This is a genomic window from Paucisalibacillus globulus DSM 18846 (assembly GCF_000482485.1).
Classification (GTDB): Bacteria; Bacillota; Bacilli; order Bacillales; family Amphibacillaceae; genus Ornithinibacillus; species Ornithinibacillus globulus.
The window spans coordinates 167564-185968 of the sequence record NZ_KI519436.1; the positions used below are offsets into that span (position 1 = coordinate 167564).

Annotated in this window: 19 protein-coding genes; 14 read left to right on the plus strand and 5 right to left on the minus strand. The window is 35.6% G+C overall.

The features are described 5' to 3' along the window. Window positions 1-81 precede the first annotated feature (81 nt). The 3 genes from K332_RS0114615 to K332_RS0114625 are packed head-to-tail and all read right to left on the minus strand — an operon-like array spanning window position 82 to window position 2106. Window positions 82-864, minus strand: a complete 783-nt coding sequence (locus K332_RS0114615) for a hypothetical protein (protein WP_026908128.1) — start codon at window positions 862-864, stop codon at window positions 82-84. Beyond that, a complete protein-coding gene (locus K332_RS0114620) occupies window positions 854-1732 on the minus strand; it encodes an ATP-binding cassette domain-containing protein (protein ID WP_026908129.1) in 879 nt (292 codons plus the stop codon). The genes K332_RS0114615 and K332_RS0114620 overlap by 11 nt, the downstream gene beginning before the upstream one ends. Next, complete coding sequence (locus tag K332_RS0114625; protein WP_026908130.1) at window positions 1729-2106, minus strand: GntR family transcriptional regulator; 378 nt, start codon at window positions 2104-2106, stop codon at window positions 1729-1731. The genes K332_RS0114620 and K332_RS0114625 overlap by 4 nt, the downstream gene beginning before the upstream one ends. 172 nt (window positions 2107-2278) lie before the next feature. Between K332_RS0114625 and K332_RS0114630 the strand changes: the two genes are divergently transcribed. From K332_RS0114630 to rlmD, 14 genes are all read left to right on the plus strand, one after another. Continuing rightward, entirely contained in the window at window positions 2279-3001 is a 723-nt protein-coding gene (locus tag K332_RS0114630) for an MBL fold metallo-hydrolase (RefSeq protein ID WP_026908131.1), read from the plus strand. A 3-nt stretch (window positions 3002-3004) separates the two neighbouring features. Next, window positions 3005-3580 (plus strand): TetR/AcrR family transcriptional regulator, encoded by a 576-nt coding sequence (locus K332_RS0114635; RefSeq protein ID WP_026908132.1) that lies wholly within the window; start codon window positions 3005-3007, stop codon window positions 3578-3580. Window positions 3581-3649: 69 nt separating this feature from the next. Then, on the plus strand, window positions 3650-4273 hold the full coding sequence (locus tag K332_RS0114640; protein ID WP_026908133.1) for a GNAT family N-acetyltransferase: 624 nt from the start codon (window positions 3650-3652) through the stop codon (window positions 4271-4273). A gap of 20 nt (window positions 4274-4293) precedes the next feature. Continuing rightward, the gene (locus K332_RS0114645) at window positions 4294-4890 is read left to right on the plus strand and encodes a TetR/AcrR family transcriptional regulator (RefSeq protein WP_026908134.1); all 597 of its coding nucleotides are present in this window, start codon (window positions 4294-4296) and stop codon (window positions 4888-4890) included. Window positions 4891-4980: 90 nt separating this feature from the next. Further along, complete coding sequence (locus tag K332_RS0114650; protein WP_026908135.1) at window positions 4981-5853, plus strand: AraC family transcriptional regulator; 873 nt, start codon at window positions 4981-4983, stop codon at window positions 5851-5853. A 145-nt stretch (window positions 5854-5998) separates the two neighbouring features. After that, a complete protein-coding gene (locus tag K332_RS0114655) occupies window positions 5999-6544 on the plus strand; it encodes a nucleotidyltransferase domain-containing protein (protein ID WP_026908136.1) in 546 nt (181 codons plus the stop codon). A 39-nt stretch (window positions 6545-6583) separates the two neighbouring features. Continuing rightward, window positions 6584-7315, plus strand: coding sequence for a class I SAM-dependent methyltransferase (locus tag K332_RS0114660; RefSeq protein WP_026908137.1), 732 nt, complete (start codon window positions 6584-6586; stop codon window positions 7313-7315). Window positions 7316-7408: 93 nt separating this feature from the next. Then, complete coding sequence (locus tag K332_RS0114665) at window positions 7409-8308, plus strand: macrolide 2'-phosphotransferase (RefSeq protein ID WP_026908138.1); 900 nt, start codon at window positions 7409-7411, stop codon at window positions 8306-8308. Between the two features lie 42 nt (window positions 8309-8350). Beyond that, window positions 8351-8719, plus strand: a complete 369-nt coding sequence (locus tag K332_RS0114670; RefSeq protein ID WP_026908139.1) for a DUF1801 domain-containing protein — start codon at window positions 8351-8353, stop codon at window positions 8717-8719. Window positions 8720-8842: 123 nt separating this feature from the next. Next, window positions 8843-8887, plus strand: a complete 45-nt coding sequence (locus tag K332_RS24880; RefSeq protein WP_142305349.1) for an erythromycin resistance leader peptide — start codon at window positions 8843-8845, stop codon at window positions 8885-8887. Window positions 8888-9163: 276 nt separating this feature from the next. Further along, window positions 9164-10627 carry an Msr family ABC-F type ribosomal protection protein gene (locus tag K332_RS0114675; protein ID WP_026908140.1) on the plus strand — a complete coding sequence of 488 codons (1464 nt, stop codon included), beginning with the start codon at window positions 9164-9166 and terminating at the stop codon, window positions 10625-10627. A 511-nt stretch (window positions 10628-11138) separates the two neighbouring features. Then, the gene (locus tag K332_RS0114685; RefSeq protein WP_036689042.1) at window positions 11139-12059 is read left to right on the plus strand and encodes an ABC transporter ATP-binding protein; all 921 of its coding nucleotides are present in this window, start codon (window positions 11139-11141) and stop codon (window positions 12057-12059) included. Then, window positions 12059-13015, plus strand: coding sequence for an ABC transporter permease (locus tag K332_RS0114690; protein WP_026908143.1), 957 nt, complete (start codon window positions 12059-12061; stop codon window positions 13013-13015). Before K332_RS0114685 ends, K332_RS0114690 begins: the two co-directional genes overlap by 1 nt. Before the next feature lie 639 nt (window positions 13016-13654). Beyond that, window positions 13655-15046: a 23S rRNA (uracil(1939)-C(5))-methyltransferase RlmD gene (gene rlmD / locus K332_RS0114695; RefSeq protein WP_026908144.1), complete on the plus strand. Its 1392-nt coding sequence runs from the start codon at window positions 13655-13657 to the stop codon at window positions 15044-15046. 61 nt (window positions 15047-15107) lie between these two features. Here the strand turns inward: rlmD and K332_RS0114700 are convergent, their stop codons facing one another. Both K332_RS0114700 and K332_RS0114705 read right to left on the minus strand, forming a co-directional pair. Further along, entirely contained in the window at window positions 15108-16304 is a 1197-nt protein-coding gene (locus K332_RS0114700; protein ID WP_026908145.1) for an aminotransferase class I/II-fold pyridoxal phosphate-dependent enzyme, read from the minus strand. A gap of 244 nt (window positions 16305-16548) precedes the next feature. Continuing rightward, window positions 16549-18234, minus strand: a complete 1686-nt coding sequence (locus K332_RS0114705) for a methyl-accepting chemotaxis protein (RefSeq protein WP_026908146.1) — start codon at window positions 18232-18234, stop codon at window positions 16549-16551. Window positions 18235-18405 lie beyond the last annotated feature (171 nt).

Here is an 18405-nt window from a genome sequence, read left to right on the forward strand (position 1 = left end):
ATTCTCACAAATCCCTTCTAGCATTCCAGAAGGGATTTGGTTATTTGCTTTCGTTATGGTGCAATTACCACTGAAAGAAGTTTACATCTTTATCGATACCCGTTTTGTTATGGAACGTATCAACCAAGCTAGTAAACCAAGAAGTAGTAATAAAATCGGTATAGAAGCACTGGATGGAAGGAAGTCTAATGAAATATATTGATCAGGTAATGGTAAATCTAACGCTAATCGTAACAGTGAATCTTTAATTGTTATGATAATTATTCCAACTAATATAGAACCTAACCCAATTACGACATGGAATCGATAAAAACTAGCACCGATGAACCAACCGACAAGGAAAAAGAAAAGTATATTTAAGCTAAGTGTTGTAATAGCTAATAACCAATTACTACTAGGATCAATATGCGGTGCGATAATAAAAGCTTGCACAATATTACCCACGATATTACCATCAGTCTCCATGACAGCAGAATTAATATCTGCTTGATTTAGGGCTACCTTATCAATATTCATTACAATAAATTCGCCCAATTTAGAAACTAAAAATGCAATAATTGGAAGTGCAATGGATAGTCCAATAGAAGCAACTAGCGCACCTTTAAAATAATCCTTTCTTGTCACTCCATTTTCTACATAATGATGGAGAAAGTACGTAGATATTATTCCAATGACAAACATAGCAATGTTAGATGCGATAAAAACAGCGTTAAAGTAAGTATCTACCTCGGAGCCGTTGATGAAAGCAACTACTGTTTTACCGACCTGAACAAGGATCATGACCCCTAAGAATCCAAGAACCCAAGTACCTAGGACCGTAAGCATATCGGCAGCAACTTTAGGATAGATGGCTTTACTTTTCATTATCTTCTACCTCCTTTGTTAGGTGAACAAATAATTCGTGAAGTGAAATTGGTGCTATCTCAAGTCCTTTATCTACTGCAATTGTTCGTTCTGTTTTACTAAGTTCTCCATAAATTGTAACTGCTTTTGTATTCCCTAATTGTTCAACATTTAGTAGTTGTTTTGACTGAACAAAGTCATCCACTATTTCTGCGTTTCCTGTAATCTTAGCGCCTTTGGAGATGAGTGAATCATATTCCTCCTGAAGCATAAGATTACCTTCGTCGATAATAATAACTTCATCAAATAAATAATCCATTTCAGATACGAGGTGTGTGGAAAGGATGATGACCCTTGGATGATTTTGTTGATCCTCTAATAGTTCCTTGTAAAACATATCACGAGATGGTGCATCCATGCCTAGGTAAACTTCATCAAATATAGTCAATGGTGCTCTACTAGCTAAACCAATGATTACATTTAGAGCCGATTGCATTCCTTTTGAAAATTGTTTGATGGGCTTCTTTTTATCCAGTTTAAATCGCTTAACAAGATATTCTGCGTACTTCATATCAAAATAAGGACGATATCGTGCGACACCTTTCAATACATTTATTGCATGATCAGATTCATCTTTATAGTCTTTGTTATACATGAAAGCAACTTGTTGCATAATAGAAGCATTTTCAAATGGGACTTCTCCGTTGATTGTAATGGAACCTGAAGTTGGTTCGTGAAAGGATGCCATAATAGATAGAAGGGAGGTTTTCCCTGCACCGTTACGACCTAACAATCCATAAATTTTATAACTATCTAACTCAAAGGTTACATCTTTGAGAGCCCTATGATTCCCGTAGGTTAAACTTAAACTATTAACTTTTACATTCATTCTGTATCACGTCCTTTTATAAGTTTTATAAATCCAATCATTTCATTTTCCGTAATACCAAGTTTATCTGCTTCTCGGACGAGTTTAACAACGAATTCCTCAATAAAGGAATCTTTTCGTTTTTGAATAAGCTTCTCCCTTGCTCCTTCAGCTACAAACATCCCTATCCCTCTCTTTTTATAAAGAATACCTTCATCTACTAACTGGTTTACTCCCTTTGATACGGTGACATGGTTGATTTTATAGAAGTTTACTAGCTGATTAGTGGAGGGAGATTGGTCTCCCTCGCTTAGTTGGTTATTAATAATTTGATCTTCAATTTTTTCTCGAATCTGAATATATATAGGTTTATCTTGACCAAAAGGATTACTCAAACTTTCACCCCACTATTCTTATTAGTTATATTGTCTAATGGTTATATAGTTGTATATATAACTATAATAGTTAGTGTGAGTATTTTTGTCAATGGGAAAAGAAAATATTTTTTTGGAAGTGAAGTGTTGCAATAAACTAGTGCCATTAGTTTTATTTAGGGGAGAGATGATGATGAAGGTAACACGGTTTCAAAGTCTTTATCAGTTGACAGTTTTACCACGTATGTTTCCAGTAAATTGTTACATTTATGAGGAAGAGGACCAATTAACCTTAATAGATGCTGGTCTTCCAAATAGTTATAAAGGTATTGTAAAATTAATAAAGGAATGCAAGAAGCCATTAACAAATATTGTCTTAACGCATGGTCATGGGGATCATGTTGGTGCATTAGAACGGTTGAAGAAGAGTTTTCCTAATGCAGTTGTTTCTATATCTGTTCGTGATAATAGATTACTGCGAGGAGATACATCTTTGGACAAAGATGAACCAAAAACACAGATTAAAGGTGGAATACCAAAAGGATTAAAAGTAGTTCCAGATCTACTATTAAAAGAAGGTGACCGGGTAGGTTCATTAGAAGTTTATGAGACTCCTGGACATACTCCAGGTTCGATTTCTTTATTCGATACAAAGAATCATGGAATAATTGCTGGAGATACCTTTCAAACTCGAGGTAGAATAGCAGTTAGTGGGCAAATTGTACGGAGTTTTCCATTCCCTGCATTTGCAACATGGAATAAAGAGATAGCTCTTAAAAGTGCAAGGGAAATAGAGGCACTCAAACCTTCATTATTAGCTATAGGACATGGAAATGTAATTGAAAAACCAACAGAAAAAATTCAAAAGGCAATACTAGAAGCAGAAGAAAATATGAACATGAATCGAGTGAAATAAAATATGGCCAGAGTAGGATTAGATATAAAAAAGATTATCGAAGCTGCAACGGAAATAGCAGATAAAGAGGGGACAGAGGGTGTAACATTAGCCGCTATTGCCAGAAAGCTATCCGTTCGTCCACCATCTCTGTTTAATCATGTAAGAGGATTACCTCAAATTAAGCGAGAGTTGTCGTTATTCGGTGTGAGAAAACTCCACGAAAATATGCGGGTAATGTCTGAGGATAAGACGGGAGAAGCAGCAATTTTTGCTATGGCAAATGCCTATCTACAGTTTACACGCGAACATCCGGGCTTATATGAATATACCATAGCCCCACCGCAATCTAAAGATGAAGAAATTGAACAAGAAGGGAATAAGATTATTAGCCTCATAATAGATTCATTAAGTGATTATAAATTGTCTGAGGAAGATTCCATTCATGCTGTTAGAGGGCTAAGAAGTATTCTTCACGGATTTTCCTCCCTGGAACAAAAAGGTGGATTTGGAATGCCGTTAGATCGGGAAGAAAGTTTGAGGTTATTATTGCAGGCTTTCTTAACGGGCCTAAACAATGGAGCGCAATTCGATAAATAAGAATTGCGCTCCTTATTTTTGTATTTTATAATGAAAATATATTCATTCATTAAAAAGGAGAATTTACTTATGGAAACATCAGATAAGAAATTTGAAATAGTTAGAGCAGATAAAGCTGATATAGATGTAAGAATGCAGATGTCAAAAATATTTGCGGAAGGTTTTACACAGTGGCTAGAGTACTTTTCTAAAGATAAAAGCATTATTGCGAGTGCTTTTGCACATATGTTTGTCCCAGATCAATTTTTCGTAGCAATAGCAAATGGAAATGTTGTCGCAATGGCAGCTTGTACGGATGGAGAAACGTTATCGGTTAGGCTAGACAAAAAGGAGTTAAGGAAGCATTTAGGTTTTATTAGAGGTAGCATGGCAGGTATATTTTTGAAAAAGGAATTTGAAGCCCCTTATGAAAACTTCCCACCAAATACAGGATCGATTGAATTTGTTGGTACAGCCATAGAATTCAGAGGTCAAGGAGCTGCGTCTCAAATTTTCCATTATATAAAAGAAAATAAACCATACAACCAATACGTTATTGAAGAAGTTGCAGATACGAATATTCCAGCAATGAAATTATATGAAAAATGGGGATTTAAAGAATATAAAAGAAAACCAATACCAGAAAAAATAGCAAAGAGAAACGGTATTAATAATCTTTTATCATTGAAATACGTGAAAAATGAGGATAAATGAATCATAAGGAGGGAGATTCTATGCCAAGAACTAAAGAACAATTTGAAGCTATGAGAATGGCAACTAGGGATAAAATTCATTCTGCAGCGATAAAACTATTTGCTAAAAAAGGTTTTGCTGCAACAAGTGTTCAGGATATAGCGAATAGTGCTGGAATCAGTACAGGTCTCTTGTACCGTCATTATAAAACGAAAGATGATTTATTTAATGATCTTGTAACCTATGCTGCAATTGGATTAGAGAAAATTATAGAAACTTTCAAAACTGACTCCTCTCCAATAGAAATGATGGGTCAGTTTACATCTGAAATAATAAATGATTTTAAGAAAGATGATGAATTCGCAAACTTCCTTATGATTATGAATCAAGCTTCTACTGTAGATAATCAATCCACACAAGTTGTACATTTAAATATGCAAAGTATTGCAATGGTTGAACAAACTGCAAAGTTAATTGGGAGGGGGCAAGACCTTGGTCAATTTAAAGAAGGAGATCCTATGGAAATGGCCATATACTTTTTTGCTTCGATTCAAGGGTTATCAATGCTAAAGCTTACCATGAATGAAAGGTTCATTGCACCCAGTCCAGAAATAGTTACAGCATTTCTGATGAAGTAATGATAAAAACAATACCCGACAATCTTGTGCAAGAATAGTCGGGTAAACCAATTTTCTCTCTGCTAATCTAGGATTAAGGAGGTTACATTAGTGGATTCGCTTAAGAATATGAACAAAGCGTTGCAGTATATTGAAGAAAACCTAACGCAGGAAGTTAATTTTAAAGAAGTGGCTAAAATAGCTTTCTGTTCAGAATATCATTTTAAGAGAATGTTTTCCTTTCTCGCAGGTGTTACGCTATCCGAATACATTCGGAGAAGACGCCTTACTATAGCCGCGTTTGAGTTAACTAATAAGAATGTAAGGATCATCGATATTGCAATGAAATATGGATATAGTTCACCAGATTCTTTTACTAGAGCCTTCCAGGCTTTACATGGCGTAACTCCATCAGAAGCTAGAAATAATGGTCAGGAACTAAAAGCCTATCCTCGAATGACCTTCCAATTATATATTAAAGGAGGAAATGAAATGAATTACCGAATAGAAGAAAAAGAGGCTTTTCATATCGTTGGTATTATGAAAAGAGTTCCAATTATTTTTGAAGGAGAAAACCCAGAAATCACATCGATGTGGAAATCATTAAATCCAAAGAAGATCGCTGCACTGAAGGAAATTTCTAATGTTGAACCAGAAGGTATAATTCAAGCATCTACAAACTTTTCTGAGGGGAGAATGGAAGAAAAGGGCGAACTTGACCAATATATAGGTGTAGCGACTACAAAAGATTGTCCGGAGGGATTTATGAAATTAGAAGTTGCAGCTAGTACTTGGGCTGTATTTGATTCAGAAGGACCTTTTCCGAACACATTGCAGGAAACCTGGGGCCGTATCTATTCTGAGTGGTTTCCATCTTCAAATTATCAACAAATAGGAGGGCCAGAAATACTATCCATCAAAACGAAAGATTTAACCTCATCAACTGTAAAGAGTGAAATTTGGATTCCTGTTTTGAAGATATAATCAGACTTCAGTTATAATCTAACTTATTATGATCTTAAAACACTTATTAGCTATTCCGTTAATAGGTGTTTTTTGTTTTAATTGATATTGTAAAATGAAGAGACGGAACACTTTACTCACATTACTCAATATTAGGAGTGTTAAATTGTTAGAAACATTAACTATCATCGGTAAAAGTCTTAATGATAGAGAAATTACTTGGGGAATAGGGGGTTCGCTTCTACTTAGCTTTCACCAATTAATTACTAATCCCAATGACATCGACATATTAGTAGATGAGAATCATGCCAACCAATTAAATGAAATCATAGCACCAATGGGAGAGTCGAAGAAGGTACTACATTCGGACCCTTTTCGGACAAATTATTTCACTAAACATCGTATGAATAATACGGATATCGATATTATGGGTGGATTTGCCATACAACATAGTGAAGGAATCTATAAATTATCTTTAAATAAAGAATCCATTGTAGCCCATATAAATATTAATGGAGTAGAAATACCGTTATGTTCATTGGAAGATTGGTATATTCTTTATTGGTTAATTCCAGGTAAGCAGGAAAAAGCCGTTCTTATTGAAAACTATTTAAGAACAAATGGGGTTAAACATTCGTGGATGCTAGAAGAGGCACTAAAGCAACAATTACCATATGAAGTAAAAGAAAGGGTAAAGAAACTATTAAACTAAACCATACATAAAGGGGATTGATCTTGGTGGTGAAAACATATGAAACAGAATAAATATGATGATGTGAAATTCTTTTCAGCATATAAAAAAATGTCTCGTTCCATGAAAGGGTTGGAAGGAGCTGGTGAATGGCCAGTGTTAAAGGAATTAATACCAGACTTGCGAAATAAACATGTACTGGACCTTGGCTGTGGATTCGGTTGGCATTGTAGGTATGCCCGTGAGCAACATGCCAGTTCTGTGGTTGGTGTAGATATATCTGAGAAAATGCTGCAGAAGGCTCGTAATTTAACCAATGATCCTTTAATTTCATATATTCGTAAGCCAATTGAGGATCTCAACTTTACGGATTCACAGTTTGATGTGGTTATTAGTTCATTGGCTTTTCATTATATTGAGTCCTTTGAATCCATTTGCAAAAACGTTTATGATTGCTTAAAGCCTGGGGGTACATTTGTGTTTTCAGTAGAACATCCTATTTTCACCTCTCGGAAAGAACAAGATTGGCATTATGATGAACAAGGCAATCGGCTCCATTGGCCAGTGGATAATTATGCACAAGAAGGTTTGCGTGAAACAACCTTCCTTACAGATAATGTAACGAAATATCATCGTACGTTATCCACTTATATTAATGATTTAATCCAAGCTGGTTTTAACGTAAAGGCAGTTAAAGAACCAATGCCTACTGATATTATTGAAAAAAATATGCCTGAAATGAAAGATGAAAACCGAAGACCTATGTTTTTAATTATTCTAGCAGAAAAGTAAAACGATTTTATTAGACTATATAGAATAGCTGGTAAGTACATAGTTATCTACTTGAGTTTTAGGGAAGTATAAAGTGAAGGAGTGAATTTATAAATGAGCAAAACTAAAGATGAAGTAATGGAGATTGCAGAAAGACACGGGCTTAAACTAAAAGAAGATACATTCTGTTTCAATGAGTCAGGTTTAGACTTTCAAGTTGTATTTGCGAGAGATAAGGAAGAAAATGAATGGGCTCTACGTATTCCTAGGAGACCAGATGTATTTCCTAGAACGAAGCCCGAAAAAATAGCGTTAGATCTTATCAATCAGAATATTGACTTTGAAGCTCCTAACTGGGAAATCTACACAGAAGAGCTGATAGCTTATAAAAAATTACAAGGAGTTCCAGCAGGCACGATTGATCCTGAATTACAAGCTTATGTTTTCGAAATTGATGAAAAGAATGTACCGGAAAGCTTTTACCAGACGCTTGGAAAAGTACTAGCTACACTACATAACATTCCAAAGGAAAAAGTATCTGAAGTTGGAGTTGTAGTCCAAACACCGGAGGAAGTAAAACAGAGCATGAGAGAACGCATGGATGCCGTTAAGGAAAAATTCGGTGTTGGAGAGGCTTTGTGGAACCGGTGGCAGACATGGCTAAATGATGAAGAAATGTGGCCAAAAGAAACTGGTCTGATTCATGGCGACTTGCACCCTGGACACATACTAGTTGATAAGGAAGCTAATGTAACAGGTTTAATCGATTGGACCGAAGCAAAGGTTGCAGATATTTCTAGAGATTTTATGGGGCATCATAGAGTATTTGGTGAAGAGGGACTTGAAAAATTGATTGCAGCATACAAAGAAGCTGGAGGATATCATTGGCCAAAGATGAAAGAACATATCATTGAATTAAATGCATCATTTCCTGTAGATATAGCCGAGTTTGCTATCATATCTGGTCAGGATGAGTATGTACAGATGGCTAAAAAAGAATTGGGTTTGACCTAAAAGTAATTAGAACTGAATAATAGTGAAAAAGGAGTTTTATTTATGGGTGAAGAAACGAGAACGAATAAAGAGGTGGATCAGTATATAGAGAATTTACCGGAAGATATCCAAGAGATTACAATCGCATTGAGAGAAATTATTCTTAACTCTTCACCAAAACTTATAGAAGAGTATAAATGGTCTATGCCTAATTATTCCTATATGGGATTAACTTGTTATCTTCAAGCTAGTAAAAAGCATGTTAATCTTGGTTTTCAAAAAGGGAATGAACTAGAAGAAAAAGATACTCATAATTTGTTACAAGGTTCAGGCAAAACGATGAGACATATTCGACTGACTAAGATGGAAGATATTAAGCAAGAAGTTTTTACTACTCTTATACAAGCAGCCATGGAACTAAATGAAAAGTAGTATTTGGTAACTAAAAACCATTCTTACCCAGGCTATATACAGCAGGAAGGTATTGACTTATTCCGCAAGACTTCCTATAATGAACACTGTAAAATATAAATGTTAAGGAGGATTATTAAAAAAATGACACACGCGATGAGACTACGATTCCCAACTTTGAACTCGTAACTAAATACGTTCAAAGGCTCTGTTTGTGAATACAGAGTAAACGGGATTAGTCTGTCCTTTTTTAATAATCTTCATTTCATATAATATATGTCATGGAAAGAAAGGTGGATTTTTCTGCCTTTCTTTATTTATGTCTTTAAAATTTACCCTCCTTATAATGGTGGGTTATTTGTGGCAACCTTAGCAACCCTAATCGAATAAGGATGGGTCTTTTTCCCTTTACTCCAAATCACAGGCAGATGCTTGTGATTTTTTATTTTATTGGAGGTAGTAATAATGGAAAAAGTATGTATTGAAATTGAAAATTTAGAGCTCTCATTTTTAGATAGATTAGTATTGGAAATCCCAAGACTTGCGGTGCATCAGTTTGACCGTATTGGAATAGTTGGGAAAAATGGTGCAGGTAAAAGCACATTACTAAAGTTGATGGCGGGGCTATTCCATCCGGAAAAAGGTAAAATAAAGCGATTTGCAGATTTTGCTTATTTTGACCAATTATCTTCACCAGAAGAAAGTGAAGTAGATAATGAATTATTAGGAAAACTTTCCATTCCAAAGACTGAAATTGATAACTTTAGTGGTGGTGAGGAAACAAGGTTGAAGTTAGCGCAACTTTTTTCAACGTATCATGAAGGACTATTAATCGATGAACCGACGACGCACTTAGATCAAGAAGGTATCAAGTTTTTTATAGAAGAATTAACGTATTATTATGGTGCACTGGTACTTGTCAGTCATGATCGATATGTATTAGATCAGCTAGTTACAAAAATTTGGGAAGTGGAAGATGGTAAGGTAACCGAATATACAGGGAACTATTCTGACTATGTAGCACAAAAGGAACTACAGAAACAACAACAACTTGAAGAGCATGAAAATTTTATGAAAGAAAAAAATCGCCTTTTGAAAGCGGCAGAGGAAAAGATGAAAAAAGCTGATAAAATTACACAGGCAAATAAACAAATGTCCAAAAGAGAGGCGAATGCTAAACCGAATAAGTCGTTCATGACGAAATCGAAAGGCACGAGCCAAAAGTCCGTACAACGTGCAGCGAAAGCAATGGAGCAAAGGGTGGAACAACTGGAAGCGGTCGAGGCTCCGAAAGAGGAACAACTTATTCGTTTTCACCAGTCAGAAGCGCTAACATTACACAATAAGTTTCCGATTATGGCGGATCGTCTAACTTTAAAAATTGGTGATAAGGTACTTCTAGAAGATGCAAGTTTTCAGTTTCCATTAGGAAAGACAATAGCGATTACTGGAGAAAATGGTGTAGGTAAATCATCATTAATCCAACATATTTTACAATACGGTGATGGACTAACTATTTCACCGAAAGTAGTGTTTGGAACTTATGAACAAATGAATTATCAATTTAATCAAGAGCAGACCGTTATGGCTTATATGAAGGAGAGAAGTGACTTTAATGAAAGTAAGATTCGTTCTGTGCTTCACTCGATGAGTTTTACAGGGAATGATTTGAAGAAGAATGTACGTGACTTGAGTGGAGGAGAGGCAATTCGACTAGTTTTAAGTAGTCTGTTTTTAGGTAGATATAATGTGCTGGTATTAGATGAACCAACTAACTTTTTGGATGTTTTTTGTATTGAAGCATTGGAGAGATTTTTAGAAGGGTATGGAGGTACAGTACTTCTTGTGTCTCATGATCGATCCTTTATAAATCAAGTTGCAGATTCTGTTTATGTAATAGAAGAACAAAAATTAGTCTTGAAAAGGTAGAAAGATAAAGGGAGAAATGGGACTGTAATTCAGTAGGTAAAGTGCCTATCCTCAACTTTAGAATGGCAGAGGGTAGGTTCCTTTATTTTCTTATGTCGGCGGAAAGTATAAAAAACTTTCCGCCGCATAAGAAATGCTAACACATTCGCAAAAGGACGAACGAATGCGAGTTTTTCTAAACAGATAAGAAAGTATTCCTGTAATAAAGCAAAATGGAGGTTGTACAAAAAAAGCCTCCTTGGTAGGATACGAGGTGTCCACAGCTGATCAGCAAAAATGGACCCTTAAATAAACCAAGAAGGACTATGCATGAATTATAAACTAATAATAAATAAATTGCTATATTTCATAAATTGTTTTTTTATGAAACCTTAAATAAAGGAGAATCGTATAAAGTAAATAAGACCAAAAATAGCTTTTTTTTGACTATGCATATGAAAATCCCTAGCAAAGATTGACGAGTTTGCTAGAGTGCATTCACGAACTAGTAGTAAGTAAAGGAGTGTTATATTTGAGTGAACCTATTTTATCACTAAAGAAAGTAAATAAGAAAATTGGAAAAAAGCATCTTATTAAAGATCTTTCATTCGATGTCTATCCCGGTGAGGTATTTGGATTTCTCGGGCCAAATGGTGCTGGTAAAACCACAACCATTCGAATGATTGTGGGTTTAACCAATATTACGTCTGGTGAAATACTGGTTAATGGAAATAGCATTAGTAAAGATTATAAGAATGCAATTGAAAACATTGGAGCAATTGTAGAAAATCCAGAGATGTATCCTTATCTAACAGCGAGGAAAAACTTAATTCATTTTGGCCGTATGAGTAAGAATGTTACAAAAGAGGATATACAACATCGTCTAGAATTAGTAAGTCTAGACCATGTTAAGGATGAGAAAGTATCTCGTTTTTCTCTTGGAATGAAACAGCGACTTGGGATTGCACAAGCAATGCTTCATAATCCGAAGATTCTTATTTTGGATGAACCGACTAATGGGTTGGATCCAGCAGGAATACGACAAATGCGTGATTACCTGCGTAAAATTGCTAAAGAGGAAAATATTTCAATTCTTGTTTCAAGTCACGTATTATCTGAAATGGAATTGATGTGTGATCGTTTTGCAATTATTCAAAAGGGAGAACTTGTTCAAGTGGAAGATGTATCGAATGAGGAACAAGTTGATATAGCAAACCGCCATATTATTGAAGTGAATGATGTAGAGAAAGCCAAGGTTATCATGCAGGATGAATATCCAGAGCTAAGCATGGAAGCGCAGAATAATATTCTAAGAGTTATTGCGACTAAAGAGCAAATTGGTAGTTTCATAACATTGCTAACAAGTAAGGAAATTATTGTTTATCAAGTAATCAGAGAAAAGCAAACCTTAGAAGATAGATTCTTACAGGCTACGAACGGGGAGGTTTCCTAATGCTACTACTTAAATTAATTCAAAATGAATGGATGAAATTATTTAATCGCGTTGGTACATATGTGATGCTCGGAATATTAGTTTTGGGTGTTGGTTTAACTGCAGTTCTTCTTTATTTTAATCAAGCGGAAAGTAGTGATCTGCCAAGTGAAGAACAGTGGAAACAGGAATTAGTAGAAGCAAATGAAGGGTATGAACTGCAAGAAGAAGAAGCATTTAATTATTATTTAGAAACTATTGCTGTGAATCAGCAAGCAATCAACAATTATCGGATAGAAAACAATATTTCACCATATGAGGAAACAAATGTATGGTCCTATATGGATGATAATATCTTTTTAATACAATTAATTGGAGTATTTGTTATTATTGTCGGATCATCTATCGTTGCCCATGAATTTAACAAAGGAACGATTAAACTATTACTGGTACGCACTGCTTCTAGAACACAAATACTTGCATCTAAATTTATAACTACATTGCTATTTGGTGTCTTTTTATTAGCGGTACTCTTTGTACTGTCCTTTATTATTGGTAGTATATTATTCGGTTTTGATGGTTCATCCGTGCATTTATCGGCTATTGATGGTGAAGTAACAGAACGTTCTAGGATGCTGTTTATAGGATTGAACTATTTGGCAAGTTGTGTATCCATACTCATCCTAACAGCAATGGCGTTTATGATATCAACTATCTTTAGAAGTGAGACCCTTGCCATCGCATTGTCTGTAATGTTGTTATTTATTGGAAGTTCAATTACTGGTATATTAGCACTGTTTACTGATTGGGCTAAGTATTCCGTATTTGCAAATACCAACTTAGAGTTATACTTTACCGATGGTCCATTAATTGAAGGGATGACTCTTGGATTTTCCATCGTGGTACTAATTGTTTATCTAGTATTATTTCTATTCCTTTCCTTCTTGTTCTTTAAGAAGAGGGATGTAAGTATCTAATAAACTATGATGAATACTGATTCTATCCATGAACTCTGATATTAAAGCAATATCAGAGTTTTTTTAATCAGATAAGAAAGTATAAAAATTTGTCTTTGTTAAGTTCTTGTGTAGGAACAGCCACGTCTCACTCCGCACCCAGAGACTAGCGGACTTCCCTCACCTCATGACACGATAAAGAAGACTTGCCGATTGGCTTTGACAGAGGCTTAGTCGCACTTATACCCTTGTGGTGAAAGTCAACATCGACTCCCTACGGTCGTCGTGTTTCCTTTATCTCCTACGGCTCAGTCCAGTCCGTACGTCTCTAAACGGGTGCTTGCGCTTTTGTTCTTTCTATCGCATTCTTCTTTTCAATAGTAATTGAGACAGGAGTTTCAGTTGATCTACCAGACTATAATAGCCTTCGTGAATGAAAGTTTATGTATGAATGAATATTTTCAATTAAGCGTTGTTCGGCTATAATAGGTTAGTATGTAAAAAGGTTACTATGTTAAGATTGTATGCTAGAGGCATTTTTAGCAGTTAGGAAGGTATATAAACTTTCCGCAGGCATAAGAAAAACTAACACATTCGCAAAAGGACGAGCGAATGCGAGTTATTCTAATAGATAAGCAAAGCTTGAGAGGAGGACCAATCTTGACGACAATACAAAGTGAAACATATATTGCAGAAATCAATGATTTAGATAAGAAAGGTTCCGGACGTGCGGTGGTTTGGCGTGATGTTGGTGAGGTTAACCCAAGGAAGTTAAAACTTACCATTCCACAAACATTGCCTGGAGAAAAAGTGCAGGTAACGGTTGGACAACCGGAAAGAAAAAGAACCAGAGTAATGCCTGAGGAAATAGTAGAGGCCCATCCAGAACGAGTAGAAGCACCTTGTCCACATTTTGACAGGTGTGGTGGTTGTGTATGGCAACACTGGAGTTATTCAGGACAATTAAACCAAAAGACCGATCATGTTAAAAAGGTCTTGGAAGAACAGGGCTTTGACTCGAATCTAGTTCATAACACGATTGGTATGGACAATCCTTGGCATTATCGTAATAAAATGGAGTTCACCTTTGCAAAGGATGGTTCTTTAGGGTTACATGAACTAGGAAACTTCCGAAAAATCATTTCACTAGAAACTTGTTTAATAGCAGGTAAGGAAATGGTGGAGGCGACGATGGTAGTTGCAGATTGGGCTAAGGACCATGAGTTACCTGGCTATGATAAAGATAATCACAATGGTTTGCTTCGTCATTTGATGGTGCGTCAATCATTTGCTACCGGAGAAATTATGTTAGGTTTATTTGCAACCGAGGGTCCCGAGGGAGAGTTGAAGGTTGCTGCTGAGGACTTAGTAGAGAGAATTACTTCTAAGTTTTCTCAAGTGAAGAGTTTGATGTGGTTTAAAAATACCGATTGGGCTGACCGTACACAAGCAGAGGAAATTCATATACTTGCTGGCCGTGACTTTATTTATGATGAAATGTTAGATTACCGTTACCGGATTTGGTTTGATACCTTTTTCCAAACGAACCCAACTCAGGCACAAAAATTAGTTGAATTAGCGTTGGAAATGGGTAAACCTAAAGAAACGGAGAAAATGATTGATTTATTCTGTGGGGTAGGCACGTTCTCACTTCCATTTGCTAGCCGTGTTGGCAAGCTTGCAGGAATAGAAATCGTTGAAACATCTATTGAATCAGCAAAGCGCAATGCGACAGATAATGGAATTTCAAACACGTATTTCTTAGCGAAAGATGCAAGACGTGGGATTGATGAAGTATTAGAGAGCTTCGGCATTCCAGAACTCCTATTACTTGACCCCCCTCGTTCTGGAGCTGGTGGTAAAGTAATGCGTAGAATCGGTCGTGCACAACCAGAACGTGTAGTTTATGTATCCTGTAATCCAGATACATTTGCAGAAGATATTAAAGAACTAGAGCCATTTGGGTATGAGCTTGTAGAGGTTCAGCCGGTGGATTTATTCCCTCATACGATGCACGTGGAGTGTGTAGGGTTGTTAACTTTAAAAAAGTAATGAATTAGTATGTGGATTTTAGGGCGTAACCATTATTAGTTGGTTACGCCCAATTTATTGATTAGATTAGGACTGGACTTTTGATCTTAGAAAACGCATCTAGAATTTTTTCGATATGCTCTTCTTTATGGGTTGACATTAACCTAATACGAATCATTTGCTGCCCATCAGGAACTGCTGGACTGACTGCGGGGTTAGTGAATACTCCTTGTTCCATCAGTGCCTTCCAGGTTTTAAATACGAGCATGTCATCACCTAATATAACAGGGACAATCGGTATAATTCCATCAGGTACGCTATACCCGAGTGATTGTAATCCTTTTCGAAGCATCTGTGTATTAGATTGTAGTTTAACTATACGTTCAGGTTCTTTCTGTAGAATTTCAAGAGAGGTCATAGCTGCTGCTGCTTGTGCTGGTGGTAAACTAGATGAAAAAATATAGGAAGAACTTGTATATTTTAAATAATGAATCAGTTCCTTACTTCCTGCAATGAATCCCCCAATGGATCCTAATCCCTTTGAAAACGTACCAACGATGATATCTACTTCATCATCAAGGCCAAAGTAACTTGCTGTACCTGCGCCGTTTCTTCCAAGAACTCCAATTCCATGTGCATCATCAAGCATAATTTTAGCGCCAGTATTTTTTGCAGCTTGAACCATATTAGGGAGGTCAACAATATTACCTGACATTGAAAAAATACCATCTGAAACAATTAATTTTCCATTGTCAGCAGGTGCTTGTTGTAAACAACGACCCAGGTGATCCATATCATTATGTCTATAACGAATAATTTGATTCTTGTTCATAGACATTCCACGTGAAATGAGAGTCGCCTGTACGATACTATTATGATTGTCTTTATCACTAAAAATGAGATCATTCCGACTTATTAATGGAACGATAGCACCTTGATTGGTTTGATAACCAGTTGTATAGGTGAGGACAGCCTCTTTTCCAAGATATGTTGCTAAATTTTCTTCCAACTCCAAATGTAAATCTAATGTTCCATTATGTAATCTACTTCCATTGTTGCCAACACCATACTTACTCACGGCCTTCATTGCTGCTTCCTTTACTCTTTCATCCTGAGCAAATCCATGATAATCGCTAGAACCGGCCATTAGGACCGTATTGCCTTCTATTTTTACATATGTACCATAGTTTTCCTCAATTGTTCGATGAAAGGGGAATATAGGTGTATTGATAATGTCATCTGCCCTGGAATACGTTTTTACCTTATCGAATAAATCCATTAAAATCCCTCCTAATTTAACTTGTGTTTTTATGAGTTGATTGTATCATAAATATTCAATAAAATGTAAATAATTGTTATATTTTGTACAATTTTAAATGATTTCTTCGATTGACGGGTATTGTTAATGGAAATGGAGAAGTGTGAAGATTAATTGTTTACGTTTAACTATGAAAAAAGAAAAAGCCATTCTTTATTTAAAAAGAATGGCAGTTATTAGTTAATAAAGTATTTCAATCTCTCTTTCATTTGGTTTTGAATACATTTACCTCTGCTTGAAGCTTTTCAGCTAAGTTTGCAAGGTATTGTGCATTTGACGTAATTTCTTCATTCACAGCAAGTTGTTCTTCTGAAGATGCACTTGTTTCATTTGCTGAACTTGCGACAATGGAAGCGAGAGATTGAACTTCCATTGCGTTCTCACTGACATTTTCGGCTTTTTCTTTAACCTGTATGATGGAGCTAGATACAGATTCTACCTTCTTTACAACATCTACTACACTCGCTTCGATATCATTAAATACCGATAGTGATTCATTTGTTTTTAAAAGGCCTTCTTCAATTCTTTCTCCACCTGTAGAGACTGCTTTGACAGCATCGGTACTCGCCGTTTGGATTAAATGAACCATCGAAGCAATCTCAGTTGCTGAGTTTTTTGATTGCTCTGCAAGCTTACGAACTTCTTCAGCTACAACTGCAAATCCCTTTCCGTACTCTCCTGCTCGCGCAGCTTCAATTGCAGCATTTAAAGCTAGCAAATTCGTTTGTTCGGATATTTCCGTAATAAGTGAAGTAATCATTTGAATTTCATTTGAATGCTCTTCCATCTTTCTCATAAGTCCTGTTGTTTCTGTAAATGTACTGTTTAACGTATCCATTTGCGTGGCTACATTTGAAAGAACAGAAGATCCTTTTGAAACAAGTTTTTTCACATCATGGGTTGCATTTAACATTTCTTCATTATCATTTTCAATTTGATACACACCATCATTAAGTTCGGTCATTAATTGAACGGAAGTATTCATAAGGTGTGTCTGTTTTTCACTAGATACCATTTGTTGTTCTGCTGCACTAGATACCGCTTGTGCAGAAGCAAGACTCTCTTCTGTACTTGCTGTTAATTCCTCTGCATTTGCTGCTAGTTGTATCGATGAATCTTGTACACTATTTATGATATTTTTAATATCCGTTACCATTTTATTAAACGAAACGGCCATAGTTCCAACTTCATCCCTGTTTTTAATATTCACATGAGCTATTTCAAGGTTACCCTTTGAAACTTCTTCAAGACTCTCTGTGATTTTTTGTACGGGTTTAGAGATGTTACGACTGATAGTAATGGTAAGGATAATACTCACAATAATACTTAGTGTGGAAATGATTGCGATCATCAGCATGATGCCAGTCTGTGCTGATTCTAATTCACTTCTTTTATCATCAAGACTAGTTTGTTGGATGTCCTTTAATTGGGATAAAACAGATAATACTTCTGAATTATACTCTGTCGATTGTGCAGCATGCTGTTCAAAAGGTAAATTATTTTTACGCAAATCTATAATTTTATTATTCGATTCAAACAGTAAAAGAGTATTTTCTCGAAGAACTTCTAATAGTTTTTTAGATTCCTCATCGGTTGTTAATTCGATTAGTTCTTTTGCTTGTTCAGTACCAAGAGCTATTTCCTCGTCCATCTTTGTAATTGACTCTTCACTTCCGAACATAACAAACTCTAAAACGGCTGTTGCTAAATCTTTTTGGGTGACTTCAAGATCCGTTGCTAAGTTCATTTTTTTAAGTTCTTGATCAAACATTAAAGAATATTTATTTCCAACACTGTTCAATGAAATGATAGAAACAGTGCCAATTATTACTAATAAGACTAGTATTGAAATAAATCCAAATAACATTTTTTTCCTAATTGTAATCTTCATGCTCACATTCCTCTTGTTGTTTTTTATTTACTTTTCCATACTATGTATTTTTACAAATAAGTACTATAGTAGCATCATATCTTAAAATATAAAATGTTTAAACACACTATTATTCCCTTTACAGTTACTTTTTGCCATTTGAGTAATCTTGAACACCACTTTGAATAATAT